The 15,068-nt window shown below is 52.0% G+C and carries 10 protein-coding genes and 1 tRNA gene; 8 read left to right on the top strand and 3 right to left on the bottom strand.

Annotated features, from left to right (window positions below; all coding sequences use genetic code 11):
- Window positions 1–41 precede the first annotated feature (41 nt).
- The 4 genes from Q0677_RS02620 to Q0677_RS02605 all read left to right on the top strand — a co-directional run bounded on the left by Q0677_RS02620 (window position 42) and on the right by Q0677_RS02605 (window position 4,943).
- Window positions 42–1,637 (top strand): AAA family ATPase, encoded by a 1,596-nt coding sequence (locus Q0677_RS02620; RefSeq protein WP_298905571.1) that lies wholly within the window; start codon window positions 42–44, stop codon window positions 1,635–1,637.
- Window positions 1,637–2,701, top strand: coding sequence for a hypothetical protein (locus Q0677_RS02615; protein ID WP_298905570.1), 1,065 nt, complete (start codon window positions 1,637–1,639; stop codon window positions 2,699–2,701). Before Q0677_RS02620 ends, Q0677_RS02615 begins: the two co-directional genes overlap by 1 nt.
- A gap of 634 nt (window positions 2,702–3,335) precedes the next feature.
- Window positions 3,336–3,992 carry a recombinase family protein gene (locus tag Q0677_RS02610; protein WP_298905569.1) on the top strand — a complete coding sequence of 219 codons (657 nt, stop codon included), beginning with the start codon at window positions 3,336–3,338 and terminating at the stop codon, window positions 3,990–3,992.
- A gap of 426 nt (window positions 3,993–4,418) precedes the next feature.
- Window positions 4,419–4,943 carry a hypothetical protein gene (locus Q0677_RS02605; protein WP_298905568.1) on the top strand — a complete coding sequence of 175 codons (525 nt, stop codon included), beginning with the start codon at window positions 4,419–4,421 and terminating at the stop codon, window positions 4,941–4,943.
- A 227-nt stretch (window positions 4,944–5,170) separates the two neighbouring features.
- On the opposite strand, the gene Q0677_RS02600 is transcribed toward Q0677_RS02605, so the two are convergent.
- The 3 genes from Q0677_RS02600 to Q0677_RS02590 form a co-directional block, all read right to left on the bottom strand.
- On the bottom strand, window positions 5,171–7,141 hold the full coding sequence (locus Q0677_RS02600; RefSeq protein WP_298905567.1) for an ATP-binding protein: 1,971 nt from the start codon (window positions 7,139–7,141) through the stop codon (window positions 5,171–5,173).
- Window positions 7,142–7,481: 340 nt separating this feature from the next.
- On the bottom strand, window positions 7,482–8,900 hold the full coding sequence (locus Q0677_RS02595; protein ID WP_298905566.1) for an integrase: 1,419 nt from the start codon (window positions 8,898–8,900) through the stop codon (window positions 7,482–7,484).
- Window positions 8,901–8,980: 80 nt separating this feature from the next.
- Window positions 8,981–9,067 (bottom strand) — tRNA-Leu (locus Q0677_RS02590).
- A 140-nt stretch (window positions 9,068–9,207) separates the two neighbouring features.
- Between Q0677_RS02590 and Q0677_RS02585 the strand changes: the two genes are divergently transcribed.
- The 4 genes from Q0677_RS02585 to Q0677_RS02570 all read left to right on the top strand — a co-directional run bounded on the left by Q0677_RS02585 (window position 9,208) and on the right by Q0677_RS02570 (window position 15,023).
- Window positions 9,208–10,194, top strand: a complete 987-nt coding sequence (locus Q0677_RS02585; protein WP_298905565.1) for a complex I NDUFA9 subunit family protein — start codon at window positions 9,208–9,210, stop codon at window positions 10,192–10,194.
- Between the two features lie 56 nt (window positions 10,195–10,250).
- Window positions 10,251–12,098, top strand: a complete 1,848-nt coding sequence (locus tag Q0677_RS02580) for a hypothetical protein (protein WP_298905564.1) — start codon at window positions 10,251–10,253, stop codon at window positions 12,096–12,098.
- 139 nt (window positions 12,099–12,237) lie between these two features.
- Complete coding sequence (locus Q0677_RS02575) at window positions 12,238–13,758, top strand: class I SAM-dependent DNA methyltransferase (RefSeq protein ID WP_298905563.1); 1,521 nt, start codon at window positions 12,238–12,240, stop codon at window positions 13,756–13,758.
- Window positions 13,755–15,023, top strand: a complete 1,269-nt coding sequence (locus Q0677_RS02570) for a restriction endonuclease subunit S (protein ID WP_298905562.1) — start codon at window positions 13,755–13,757, stop codon at window positions 15,021–15,023. The genes Q0677_RS02575 and Q0677_RS02570 overlap by 4 nt, the downstream gene beginning before the upstream one ends.
- Window positions 15,024–15,068 lie beyond the last annotated feature (45 nt).

The following is a 15,068-nucleotide window of genomic DNA, read 5'->3' as shown; positions in this document are numbered from 1 at the left end:
TGGCTATTGGTCCAATGCAAGAGATAGCCGAGGTTGGCAGTATGAAATTTTCGTATGCAATTGAAAATCTTAGAAGCTTAAAGCAAACAAAGCTTATTGAAATTCGTCCAATCACGCTGCTAGTTGGAAAGAACAGCGTGGGGAAAAGCACATTTCTCCGAACATTTCCCTTATTCCGACAGACCCTTGAAACCCGGTCCAGCGCTCCTGTGTTGTGGTACGGTGATCATGTGGATTTCGGGGATTTCCGAAGTGCTGTAACGGATGGGGACACCCGTGAAGACATTCGGTTCTCGTTTCTCGTAGAGGAATACGCTGGAAGTTTCCGCCCCGAGCCTACACCAAGACTATACAGCTCTAGAACTTCCCTTGGTCCTTCGTTTTCAGCGGATAAAATCTGGATTGAGTACGAAGTTTCGTCAAACAGTGAGAGCACCGTACTCAACAGCATAACAATCTCACTGCCGTCACAGGATTCAACTCTGAAGCTGGAAATAGACCCTATCAATCATGTCGTTTCTAAAGTTGTCGCGAATGGCTTGCCCATTGAGGGGCTTTGCCAAGACACATCGATCCTGGTCCCCTCGGGAAGCCTTTTTGAGTGCCCGGTATTCTTCCGTGCAAGTAAATCTGGAGAGTACCAGTTTTCAACCCGATCCAACGAGTTCTCGCGATTGGTCCGAGACATTCTTAAAAGCAACTTGAATGCTCGCTTCTCAACCAACACGATAACACGAGAGGCAAATAGGATTCTAAGATATCCGAAGCTATCTCAAGCCGTGTGCGAAGAGCATATACGGTTCAATCACACACAAGGACTTCGGAACTTTTACGATGAGATGGCTCAAGGAAAAAGGGAGGACACCAGACGATTTATCTCAGCTCTGTGTGAAGCAAATCACCTCTTTCGCTTCCTCAATACCATCGGTGAAGACTTAAGCGATTTCTTTTCAGAGGTCAGGTACATTGGACCGGCGCGAGCTCGAAGTGAACGCTACTATCGCCAGCAAGAGCTCGAAATATCTGAGATATCCTCAGACGGTAATAACTTGCCAATGTTCTTAGCTTCTTTGCCAGAACACCAACTGGCTGATTTCTCTAGTTGGGTTGAAAAAGCATTCGGGTACGGCGTCACAGTCCGCCCGATTGAAGGTCAAGTCAGCATTCAGCTTATCAAGGCCAACCAAAAAATTAACATCGTCGATACAGGGTATGGGGTTTCTCAAGTGCTCCCAGTTCTGGCGCAAATCTGGTGGATGCAATACAATCGGCGGTCGAGGTTCTCGAGCCGAAACGACAGCCAGCTAAGCTATAAGGCCCTCGCAATTGAACAGCCAGAATTGCACCTTCATCCCGCGCACCAAGCTCTGCTTGCTGATGTATTTGTCGAAGCTCTAGTTGAATTTGAACGGGGTGAGGAGCAACTTGTCCTTCTGGTAGAGACACACAGCGAAGCTCTAATTAATAGACTGGGAGAATTGATCGGGGAAGGAGCGATTAGCCGCCATGACGTACAAGTAGTGGTGTTCTCTGACGATCCCCAGACATCTCAAGGTGGTCAACTTGAGGTTGCTGAATTTGATGAAGAAGGCGCACTAGTTAACTGGCCTTATGGTTTTTTCGAGTACGATGGCTAATGCTGATTATATTTGATGCGTCTACTCACGAACTTAATGAGCAACCCACTTCAGAGCTTGGCGATCTATACTCCGAACTCCTCCGTGCGAGCTATCGTGGACATCATTTAGTAGTACTTGGAAGACACACCTGCCAGTGGGGTTTGGACAACCTGCAACTGAGTTCCAGAGAAGAGGCACACCTAAAACACCTGAAGCATCAGTACACGCGGAAGAAACAACTACGGAGTTTGGTAGATTGCTCACTTACTGTCTGTCTGGGAGACGATCAGCTTACGGAAACTCCGGAGAGAAAATATTCAATCGGTCACAAGGCGTTTCTCCGAAGTAGGATTTTTGACGAAGCACTGCTTTTGGTTGAGAATCAAAAAAATGACGGCGATTTCTTTAGAACACTGTTCAGCGCTTCTATCTGGCCAAATGGACTGAACGGTTTTCACTTCCGCCCCGAGCATGGCGGAGGAGGGGATATAGTTGACGGACTTAATACCTATCTCGACATGAGGCAGGTGATCGTAACTATACACGATAGCGATAAGAAGGCTCCAACTTCGCCCCCTTCCGAAACCGCACGGAAGCTAGAGAGAGCTGCTGAAAGGCAGACATTTGTCGGGGGGGTCTTCGAACTACCTGCAAGGGCCACGGAGAATCTGATCCCGCCTAGCATCCTAAAGAAACACCAGCGCCGGGTTTGCGCGTGTTACGGAGAGGGAGCATTCAATACCCTTTTCGATTGCCTCGAACCCGATGGAGAGTACACGGCTGCAGATTGCTTCTGGAAGTTCTTTGATGTGAAGAAAGGCATAGACACGGATACATTGGGAGCTATTGCATCTATCGAAGACCAAACCTGGATTCGGGAAAAACTAGGTACAGTGGGAGAAGAAATTCCTCAAGTAAAAGGATTCGGGAATGGAATATTGCGCTCGTTTCTTGACTGCAACGAAGCCATCAAAGATTTCAGAGACTTCATAGGTAGGGATTGCTGGAAGGACCACTTTGAGAGCTTTGCAAAGGAAACCTATGAGTACTTTGTGGCGGAGAAGAATAGGGCCACTAGTTAGATTTTATCGTCGATCAGAAATAACAGCTCGACAATGACAAGATCTACACCTCATTTCAGGCATACAGACATTTTCTATTGTTCTTCGGCCCTTGCAAGTATCCCGAAAGATACGGAATGGCTGCACTTCACAGCCCTCTAGGGAAGCGGGTCCACTACGTTGCGGAAAAGCAGTATCCAGCCGAAACTGCCAAATCTCAGTTGCATTGGAGCGAAACAAGCAGCCGCGATCAGAGTACTTTTAGGCAACTTTTGGGGTCAAAATTCTGAGACCCCTTCTACGGTATCGAGCGCGGTGAATTTCCCCCCGCACCCCCTCCCTACCGGCCACCTAGCGCATCCCCTCTCTGCATCTGCCCCACCCTCCGGGGTCTTTTACTCTGTGTGAGAGACCTCCCTGGTCTCTTGCTGGGACCCTGGGGTCTGGCGGGTGCAAAATGCATTTACTAATTAGGTTGCCCCATAGGAGGAATACGACCCAGGCACGGTTCCCGCCCGGCCTTTCCCTTTGTCCGCTAGGGTATACCTCTATGATCACATTAGCTGGGTGCTGCTTTGTGTCCGTATGGGTTGACATTCATCTACGGACAACATTTCTTCCGGACATATTCCATACGGACACCCTTGGAGACGATATGACAAAGACCATTCTCTACGCACGAGTTTCCACCTCGGACCAAGATGCCGACATCCAACGAGCCCAAGCAGAAGCCGCTGGGTTTCACATTGATGACGTTGTGATGGATGAAGAAACCTCGGGCCTTACGACTATCCTTAGCGAGAGAGCAGAAGGGAGGAGATTGTTCGACATCCTCCGAGAAGGTGACACCTTGCTGGTCCGCTGGGTGGACCGCTTGGGGCGGAACTACCAGGATGTAACCGACACGATCCGCCACTTCATGCGGAAAGGGGTAGTCATCAAGACGGTGATCAATGGGCTAACCTTCGACGGAGCCACCAAGGACCCCATGCAGGAAGCCGTGAGGGACGCTCTAATCGCCTTCATGGCTGCTACCGCTCAGGCCCAAGCCGAGGCCACTAAGGAGGCCCAGAAGGTCGGAATTGAGAAAGCAAAGAAGGAAGAGCGATACCTTGGGCGCAAGCCCAGCTTCACCCGCAAGCAGTTTGAGATTGTGACAACAATGCTGAACCAAGACAAGGGGCCGACAGCCATTGCAAGGGCGACCGCCGCTGATGGCTCCAAGCCATTGTCCCGTCAAACCATACTTCGCATCAAAGAGGATCCCTTAAAGGCAGAAGCAATCCTGAACAAGTGGGGATTGACGATGTAAGCATTTGTCTTATCTGTATTTAATCAGTGCCATCGACCTCAAAACACCTTACACGATCCCAAACACCATTCTGAGACCGCGAGAACACTGTACATGTCCGAGACGCCCAGCGTTGCACTGAAACGGCTAAGCCAAGAGAAGACAGACAACCCCCATCCACCCCCCAAAATTCCCCGATCCCTTCCCCTGGAGGACATTCAAACGGAACCTGAGGTTTTCCAAGTTCGATTAGATGGCCTTGACGCAGACAGGGCGGAAGAGATTAGTCACGATTTGGACAATACAGCGCTTGGGGAACGGGTGCATGTTTGGTGGAGTGGCACACGATGGATCGTTATTGACGGTCACCACAGAGCCGCTGCCTATCGCCTTCGAGAGGCCCGTGGAGAGACAACCATAAAAGTTCCCGTGGAGGCACACCCGAGTATGCCCCTCAATGAAGCAATAGGGGCAGCTTCTAAGCTGAATGGGCGCGAGAAGATCACAATCACCAGGGCGGAGAAAGGTAACGCTGCTTGGAAAATGGTATGCGAAGGTTCTGGATCTATTGCTGAGTTGGTAAAGTGGTCCGGGGTTTCGAAGCAGCAAATCTCAATCATGCGAGGGGTGCTAAAACGTCTCAGGGAGCGAGGGATATCAACCAGTCAAATGATTGATCAAGGTTGGGATTGGTCACGCAATACAGACAAGCGCAAGACCTTTTCGGAATTTTCCGAAAGCGCTGCCGAAGCGATGGCACAGGATTGGGCTGAACGGATCGGAAAAGCCCTCGGAGGGAAAGCCGTGGATAACCCAAGCGTTGTGGCGAGAGCGCTGGAAATCATCTCTCCTGCACTGCCTTCAAGGATGATTGAAAGTGATGCCTTTTGGGACGCTTTGAATGGTGCTGGGCGAAGCCTCTTGGAAGAATTTGACCTTGAGGAAAATAACCCCATTGGGGGTGATTTCTAGTGAGAACAATTCCTTTCGTAACTTAAGATATAGACTTTCTGAGAACTCAGTGGATACCCTAATTCTTAGGGCACCAAAATTGGGAGGCAAATCGGGCGATCCAGGCCATCTCAGCGGCTTACTCTGACGGCGTGTAGGGAGTAGGAAGCGGATTTTTTATGTCATTCGATCGCAGGAGACTTTGCAATGCAGCTCATTAAACCAACCATTCATGGCTCTTGCAGCCACTAACTCTCATACTCTGCCTGGCGTACAGCTTCGGTTTCCGGATCGTTCAAAAATGCGATTAGATCTCGTAGTAAGATTACATCCATAACGTGATTGCCGTGTTCGTCTGAAAGCGTATGGGTTATGCCGTGGTACTCACGGTCTGAACTTCCTTCATCAATAAGAAGACTGGTAAGGCCAAATAGTTGTATATAGTCTTCCCCCGCCTCCCATGCGATCACTAGATCGATATCTGCAGCTTGCTTGTCGCCAGTGGTGAGGTCGGAAACCAACCCATCCAATGAATATTTGTATTCCAGGACCTTAAGCTTATTAGAAAGAAATCCGTCAGGATGATCCTCTTCAAAGTCTGCAGATATATCATCTGTTACGCCTAGAGGATTGGCTTTCTCATCGTAGACGTGATTTTCGAAATCTGGACCGACCTTTACCCGATATGCGCCATCATAGGTACTCATCTCATTGGTCCCAACCACCTTGATCCCGCGCACTACTCCACCCGCAATCAACTGATTGAAAAGCGCAATGACATCTTGTTCCCTGGATGGCTCAGCAGAAATTGAAATTTCGTTTACTGGCACGAAAAAATTTTCATTTCTGAGAAGCAAAGGGGCGTTAGTCTCGTGCTGTTCAAGCTGCTTCTTCCAGCCATCTACTTTATCACTTTTGATCAGATTCTTACTTTTGTTATCTTCATTTCGAAGACAATCACGTATTCTAGTAAAGTTTTTTTCGAGAAGTAATCGGGACAATTTTTTCGCAAAATCAACGAACGACTTGTCAAAACCTTTTCGCCCAAGATCTACAACACAGTCCTTGAAGTGCATAGCAATGTGTACTTGGTTTTGCCTACCAGTATAACGTACCAAAGGAATTTGTAGCATATCTCCTTGTGGCATATTATCTGCTGCTAGCTGAAGCCCAGGCTCATAAATCTTCGCTGTAGATCGATAACCAAACTGCTTTTCTGCGAACCGCCGCCATATTTTGGCACCTGACATAAACGATGCGATGATATTGACATCATGCTTAATACAGAAAGCTTTGTCCTCATCATCTAGGCCGTCGATCTTTTCCAGAATCTCCTTACTACTCCAACAAATCGAAACAGCGTCCAGATTTCTAACTTTTGCAGGCAGTTTGGCCGCTGCGCCCTTCCTCTTCACATTTTCGTCAATCAGTTTGATAGCAGTATCGAAATCCACCACTTTCTTGACATGGGTGTGAGGCGGAAGGTAACCCGTCTTTTCTTTCGCAATCACCGTTTCGTCGCCCGATTTGCTTATGTGCCTAATCGAAATATTTACTTTGGATTGTTGTGCGACAGCACCAAGCGCAGTCTTAACTGACAAGGCCATATACCAAATCTCAGCTGACTTTAGCCCAGGCCACGACAGCTTTGATGGCTTTGTAGTTTCGTCAAATCTTATAGTAATAGAAACCCCTGACGAAAACCCATCGAACTCAGCGTCAATAAGTGGCTCAGTTGTGGGAAATACCTCTGGGTTTGAACTGGCATTGTCATTGTGCAGCCAGTTTCGCCCATCTTCCATCTCTCCGTGGGCGCTAAAGTGCTTCGTTTTGGTATCTATCCGAATATAGTTAAAACCATACGCAAGAAAGGTTGCGCCAACTCCTTTACTACCCCGTTCACCTTTTTCCTTGAACGATTCATGTGGGGCAAGGAACTTGTAGAATGCGCTCTCATCCAAACCCACACCATTGTCGGAAACCGTGATTTGGTTCTCTTTCTCATTAATTATGATATTGATTTTTTTGGAGAACTCCTCCTTTTGAGCCCGTTTATCAACCGCATCTAGTGCGTTTTGTATGAGCTCAGCGAATGGGTCATACCACCCGACATAAGAATGGAGAATCGAATGGATGCTGCGTTTTGTACGTTTGAGAACGACGCTTTCGTCTGGCAGCGCGGTGTCCGTGACATTTAGGGGATCAAAGTTTGCAAACATTCGAAAAGCCTCTCAATTCAAGTGGCCCAAAGGTACAGTATCCCCATTTATGCCACCACCTAAATTTCCCGCTTTTGACCACGAGTTAGAAGTATCACTCACTTGGACAATCTGAAGAAGATTAAGTTTCGCCTTCCGAATAGATTGCAAACAAGACCGCGCTTTAAAAACAGTTCAAGTGCACACCCAAAGTCACTCTGCAGCGTTGCTCTGCTCACGCAGCGCACAATACCTTCAGCAAACCTTCCAATCTGTGATACCCGAGTTTCACTAAGCTTGACCAACATCGCACAAGTCGCTTGGAAATCGCCTCACAAGCCCGAATTGACATGCTTATAAGTTATTGTAAATAATAGTAATCCTGACTTAAAACGCCTCTTCTAGGGCTATACCCATACAGTGCTGCCAACAGTGCGTCACGCTTCTTCTCTAGCGGAAATTCACCACCGTAGGACCCGTCCTGCCCAGCGCTAATCGCGTGTCCTTCTATCGCTCTTGCAGTTTCAGGAAAGACCTCTGCCAGCCGCATACGGTCCTTCATGTTGTGCCGGAGACTGTAGGGGACATGCCTCGGGTCCTCGCTGTGTTTGCGAACTAGCTTTGTCAGAGCCGTAGACAAGCGATCCATGCCACCCGCGCTTGCAAACCGTGGGAACACGTAGTCCTTACCTACCCCTTCCGAGGCAATGCCCTTGGCGATTTCCAAGGCGTCACCAACAAGAGGTATTTTGCGTGAGGACCAGCCTGTTTTCAGGGTCCTGTCTTCTCGTACCTGGATCAGGATGTAGGGCACCGCGGCGTCCAGCACGAACTCCTCGAAAGTCAGAAGCCTCACTTCGGACGGTCTTGCTCCTGTAAAATCCAACAAGCACCAAATCCTCGACAAAGCTTTGGCGTCTTTAGACCTTGAAACAGAAAGATCAGCGTAGACCCCACTCAGCACTTCCGGTGGTAATGGAAGCCGCTGGTCTTGGCGGGAAACCTGCGAGGACTTCAGCTTGAGACCACTGAAAGGGTTGCTATTGCCCGTCCCTAGCTCGCTGTTTGCCAAGTTGAAGACCGCGCGAATATCGTTGAGCTCACGCCGAATAGTTCCCGGAGCAACACCCTGCTTTACTCTCTGGTCACGCCAAGCTCTAGCATCCGCACGGCTAACATCAGTTAGATTTCGGTCGCCTTTGAGGACAGCCGTGAGGTTCTTCTCCGACCGCTCGAAGCGCTGCCTTTGCTTCTTTCGCTGTTCGGGGATTTTGTGCTCTTTCTCTTGCAGGTAAAACTTGAAAGCATCCGTTACGGTAACCTCGTGGGTTTCCTGTTCAACCCCGGACAAAAGGGCCGATGCCAGGGCTCCCTCGTACTCTGGCACTCCGACATACTTGCCAGTTTCGGGGTCTTGATATTTGTCCACCAGCTTGCCCGCCTCTTCTTCCCGCCAAGTGCGCTCGTTGGGACTGAGGCCAGGTCCGCGGGGGTCAGCTCCCCAGGTTTCCAGCAGCGAAGCGAGTTGCTTTGCTTGTTCTGACGGGGAAAGACCCGTTACGCCATTCTTTGCAAGGTTGATCATGTGCTCGATACGTTGGTGAACCTGACCGTATCGTACCATCGCTTCGTCCAGAGATTTCCCGATAACGGTAATAAACTCACGCTTCCGAACCATCCCTTCGAGTATCTTAGGAACTCGCCGCCGGTAAACGTAGCTTCCGGTTCGTTGATCTTGCTTGATGTATTTCACAGTCACGTTCCGCATCGTTTCACCCATTTGTGTAGGCAAACGTGTATGCAAAACAACCTGGAACGGGCGCTAATCCCTTATTTATCAATGATTTATAGGGGATTTAATGGTGCCCAGAAGAGGACTCGAACCTCCACGTCCATACGGACACTAGCACCTGAAGCTAGCGCGTCTACCAATTCCGCCATCTGGGCACGGGTTGGTGAGGGGGGATTTAGTGTGACCGGCTGGGAGTGTCAACAGCATTTCTTCGCTTTTCTGCGATTCCGTTTGCGCCTTGCCGAAACGCGCTTTGAAAGCTATGCAAAAGCCAAGGAATTCAAGGAGAGCTTCCATGTCCAAGCTGGTTACGATTTATGGCGGTTCGGGTTTTGTCGGGCGCTATATCGCCCGCCGCATGGCCAAGCAGGGGTGGCGCGTCCGCGTTGCCGTGCGCCGTCCGAACGAAGCGCTGTTCGTAAAACCCTATGGTGCCGTCGGTCAGGTCGAGCCGATCCTGTGCAACATCCGTGATGACAACTCGGTCCGTGCGGCACTGCAAGGAGCCGATGCGGTTGTGAACTGCGTGGGGGTTCTGAACTCGATCGGGAAGAACAGCTTCGACGCGGTGCATCATGACGGCGCAGGCCGGGTGGCCCGCATCGCAGCCGAAGAAGGCGTGGGCCAGTTGGTTCAGCTGTCGGCCATCGGCGCGAATGCAGACAGCGACAGCGAATACGCCCGCACCAAGGCGCAAGGCGAAGCAGACGTTCAGGCCGCCTTCACCGGCGCCGTGATCCTGCGCCCCTCGGTCATTTTCGGAACCGACGACCAGTTCTTCAACCGTTTCGCCAACATGACCCGTTTTGGGCCGATCCTGCCGATCACCGGCGGCAACACCAAGTTCCAGCCGGTGCACGTGGATGACGTGGCCAAGGCCGCCGAGATGGCCGTTCTGGGTCAGGTCGAGGCCGGCATCTATGAACTGGGTGGCCCCGACGTGGAAACCCTGCGCGAGTCGATTGACCGGATGCTGAACGTGACACAGCGCCGCCGTCTGGTTCTGAACCTGCCCTTTGGCATCGCCCGCATTCAGGCTGGCATCTTTGACATGATCCAGTGGATCTCGGGCGGACTGATTGCATCGCCGCTCACGCGCGATCAGGTCACCAACCTTGGCTACGACAACGTGGTTGCCGAAGACGCCAAGGGCTTTGCTGATCTGGGCATCACCCCGCGTGCAATGGCCGCGATCCTGCCGGACTATCTGTGGCGCTTCCGCGCTGGCGGTCAGTACGCTGCGATCCAGAACTCAGCCAAGAACCTGCGCACCGACGGCTAAGCCGACGGCTCATCAGTTAGAAAAAGGCGCGGGTTTCCGCCCAGCCCATGCGGTAAATGTTGAAAGTTCTGCGCCCCGTCAGTAATCTGGCGGGGTGTTTACCTTTTGTGGGCAGGGCCGTGGCTAAGAAGAGTGTGAAGAAATCTGCCGGAAAGGCCTCGAAGAAATCTTCGAGAGTTGCAAAAAGAAGACTTCCGACAACCCCCGGTGGATTCTCGGTCAACTTCTGCAGAAACCCGCTCTGCGAAGCCTTCGGTCGCTTACCTGATCCTCTTGATGGAAGGGGAAAACCCAATCCATCGGGTGACCGAGGGAAGATCAGCGGCGCGGGCGAGGAACGAACCTACTTCTGCCCTTCATGTGGCGGATCCAACATCGTGAAATCCAACCGTGCCTTGGCTGAAGAGTATTGGAGACTGCGCCGCCTGAATAGGAGAACAAACGGAAAACACTGCCAAAATCTGGCCTGTGAGAACCATGGTGTGGAAATTTCCCTTAGCCCGAGTTCTTACTCGTCCTTCGGAAAAACGGCGAAGGGTGATCCCCGGTATCAATGCAAAGCCTGCAAAAAGACCTTTTCGGTCGGCAAACCCACAAGGCGGCACAAGTCGACGGATGACACTGGTGCGATCATGAAGTGTTTGGTGAACAAGGTGCCCTTGAGCCGGATCTGTGAAATCCATGATGTCAGCTTGAAGCAGATCCACAGCAAGATGGATTTCCTCTACCGGCAGGCGGTCGCCTTTGCTCAGGAGCGAGAGAAGCGCCTTGATGCGTGCTTTGAAGATCGGAAGCCATTTTTCTCGACCGACATCCAGACAATATTGGTCAACTGGCCTGTCAAGCAGCGGCGTGGGACAATTCCGCTGTTGCATATGGCAACCGTCCATAAATTCTCTCAGTTCGTGGTGGCCTCCACCGTTGACTACGACGCAGCGATCTCCCCTGAAGACCTTGAGAGCGCGATGGCAAACTGCGGGGATTTCGGCTTGCCGCGTAGCATGCGCAGACACGCAAGGCTTTGGGCGGCGTCGGAGTATCAGGATTCCCTAATGCGCTCACAGGGCGCACGATTTTCCAAGGATGACATCGCCACTGCCGGCAAGTTGCGGCTTCCGGGGCATGGAAGCAGGGTCCGCGGCGATGCATTCAAGTTTGCACACATGATGCTGGTGAAGAAACTGATCGGAGACCGGTTCAAAACCGCAAATTATTGCCTTGATGACGAGGCTGGGCTTGCCGCGGCCGTTTGCGCTCTGAATGTTGAGGCCATCAAAGCCGGTCGCGTGAATGTCGCGGAGGTCAGCTTCAAAAAGGGGATGATCAACGATGATCGCCAAGCCTTGGCGTCGCGGGGCAGAGCCATGCTGACCAACGCCATTGCTGCCGAAACCCAAAACATGGCCTTGGTAAAAGCTGATTTCCCGCATTTGAGCGACTTCCAGGCAATCACCCTCATCCTGTTGTGGAAAAACTATCGAACGCTCTCTCCAGCCGAAAGAGCCGCAAAGCTTGCCAAGTCAGGAGTGCCGTGGCCCTTCCACACGAAATCGGAGCCCTTCAAGACCATCCGTCTCAAGACTGATTTGGATGACATGGGCTGGGACGGATTGGCGAAGTTCTTTTCAAGCGCCACCATTCACCCAGTGGATTCATACTTCAATTTGGCCAGGAGGCGTGTCCCGGCTTTTGAGCGCGGGGTTCCCACGGCATCCAACGATCAACGCATCTGGCATGCCTACTCGTTCTACAACCCCGAGATGGTTCCCAAGATGGCCGCCATCCTTCGGTTTTACTACAACTACATGTTGGTTCCGCGAGACGGCGACGGCCAAACGCCCGCAATGCGACTGGGTTTGGCAAAGGGGAAGATCTATGCCCGCGATCTTCTGTCCTACTCATGATTTTCGCCCGAAATGCAATGGTTTGCATCATCCCATCATCACGCTATGGTTGCGTTGATTATTTGGGAAAATCGGTTTCTGGAAAATGGGTTCTGCCCCCATATACCCTGCAAGAAACGGCACTTTTTGAGGACGCAAAATGAGCATTGAAACAACCCTGTTCGCCGCAGCGGACAAGATGTGGGGCAACATGGACCCCGGCGAATACAAGCATGTGGCGCTTGGGATGATCTTCCTGCGCTATGTCTCCGAGTCGTTTCAGCGACTTCATGACAAGCTCGCTGCCGATGAATACTCCGACCCCGAGGACCGCGACGAATACCTGGCCGAAAACATCTTCTGGGTGCCGGAAAAGGCGCGCTGGTCTTATCTGGCCAAGAACTCCAAGAGCCCCGAGATTGGCGTGATGCTCGACGATGCCATGCGCGCGATCGAGGCCGACAACGAAAGCCTGAAAGGCGCGCTCCCCAAGGTCTACGGCAAGGAAAGCATGGACCGTGGCATGCTGTCGGGCCTGATGGACCTCTTCACCAACTTCAAACTGTCCGGCAGTGAAGAAGACTTCGATCTGATTGGTCGGGTCTACGAATACTTCATCGGTGAATTCGCCTCCGCCGAAGGCAAGCGCGGGGGCGAGTTCTACACCCCGAAACCCGTCGTCGATACACTGATTGAGATGATCGAACCGACCAAAGGCCGAGTCTATGATCCCTGCTGCGGCACAGGTGGTTTCTTTGTGCAGTCGGAAAAATTCATCGACGCCCACAAGGGCCAGAAGAACGACATTGCCATCTACGGTCAGGAACGCAATCACACCACCTATGGTCTGGCGCGCATGAATCTTGCCATCCGCGGCATCTTTGCTGAAATCCGCTGGAACTCGGAGGGCACTCTTCTGAAGGACGCCTTCCCGGATGAACGATTCGACCACATCCTCGCCAATCCGCCGTTCAACATCTCGGACTGGTCTGGCGATCTCTTGCGCGAGGATGCGCGGTGGGCCTTTGGCGCACCGCCGGTGGGCAATGCCAACTTTGCCTGGCTTCAGCATATCCATGCGCACCTGTCCTCGTCTGGCATTGGCGGTGTAGTGCTGGCCAACGGGTCGATGTCGTCCATGTCGGGGGGCGAGGGCGAGATCCGGCGCGCTATGGTCGAAGGCGACGCGGTCGATGCCATGGTCGCCCTGCCGGGGCAGCTGTTTTATGGCACGCAAATTCCGGCCTGCCTGTGGATCCTCGCCAAAGACAAATCCAATGGCGTGGCCAAAGACGCCAAGCTGCGCGACCGGCGGGGCGAGGTGCTGTTCATCGACGCCCGCAAAATGGGCGCGCTGGTGCCCGGATCGCGTAAGCAGAAAGAGCTGTCGCGCGCGGAGATCGAACAAATCGCCAGCACTTACCATGCATGGCGTGGTGAGCCGGACGCAGGCGCATTCGAAGATGTGGCAGGCTTCTGCAAATCAGCCACCACCGAGGAAATCGCCAAGCACAACTTCGTCCTCACCCCAGGCCGATATGTCGGTGCCGGAGAGGTCGAGGACGACGGCGAGCCTTTCGAAGAAAAATTCACCCGGTTAATGGGTGCCCTACGCCAGCAGTTTGCCGAAGGGCAACGGCTGGAGAAGGAGATCGAGGATCGGTTGGGGGCGTTGGTATGAGTGCCGTTTCCGTCAAATTGGGTGATGTTGTAGATTTCCAAACTGGTTTTCCTTTTAAGAGTAAAGATTACTCCAAAGATGGGCAGGGTCTAAAACTTCTGCGTGGTGATAATATTGGTCAGGGCTTCTTGCGCTGGGAAACTGCGAAATACTGGCCTGAACCGTTGGCCAATGAGCTGTCCCAGTATCATCTGAAAGAAGGTGATGTGGTTCTCGCTATGGATCGTCCATGGATCGAAGCGGGCCTAAAATACTCGGCAGTTTCCAAAGATGATTTACCGTCTCTTCTTGTGCAGCGGGTGGCGCGTTTTCGTGAAACGGAGAAGTTGAGCGCAGGCTACCTACGCTACCTTATTGGTTCTCAAGGCTTTACCGAACATGTTCACAACATTTCTACCGGTAGCGTGGTTCCGCATATTAGCGGTGGAAACATACTTGAATTTGAGTTCGAGCTTCCGTCGATCGAAACTCAACGCGAGATCGCCGCTACCCTCGGGGTGCTGGATGACAAGATCGAGGTGAACCGCAAGACGGCGGCGACTTTGGAAGAGATGGCGCGGGCGTTGTATCGGTCTTGGTTCGTCGATTTCGACCCCGTCCACGCCAAGGCGTCGGGCCGCGCCCCCGCCCACATGGACGCTGCCACCGCTGCCCTCTTCCCCGACAGCTTCGACGCAGAGGGCCTGCCGACGGGGTGGGAGGATAGCACGATCGGACGAGAGCTCCTGATTTTGGATTCTAAGCGCATCCCTTTGTCGAAAGCTCAAAGGCTTGAGAGACAAGGTGATATTCCATACTACGGTGCGACATCCGTAATGGATCATGTCGACGACCACCTGTTTGACGAAGTCCTGCTGCTGGTTGGTGAGGATGGATCTGTTGCAGACGGGGAAGGCAAGCCGTTTACCCAGTATATCTGGGGGAAAAGCTGGGTGAACAACCATGCACATGTTCTGAAGGGGAAGAGGTTCTCCGTAGAGCAATTGAAGTGTCTATTTGATGCAACTGAAATCTCAGCGTTTATTACAGGCGCTGTTCAGCTGAAGTTGAATCAGGGGAATATGAAAAAGATTCCGTATGTTTTCGCTGGCGAAGCGGTTCATTCCAGATTTGATGAGCTGATCTCTCCTTGGTTTGAAAAAGTCCGTCAGTTGTCGGAGGAAAACAAAACCCTTGCCGCCCTGCGCGACACGCTCCTGCCGCGCCTGATGTCTGGTGAGTTGCGCGTGGGCGAAGCCAGAGAGCAGGTTGAGGCGGTCGCGTAATGCGGCTGCCCCTCCGTATTCGGGCTCTGTGCCCAAAAGAGAATT

Origin of the sequence: uncultured Aliiroseovarius sp. (genome assembly GCF_947492455.1) — a bacterium.
In the GTDB taxonomy this organism is placed as follows: Bacteria; Pseudomonadota; Alphaproteobacteria; order Rhodobacterales; family Rhodobacteraceae; genus Aliiroseovarius.
The sequence above is the reverse complement of the archived record's forward strand: the minus strand, read 5'-3'. Positions and strand labels throughout refer to the sequence as shown.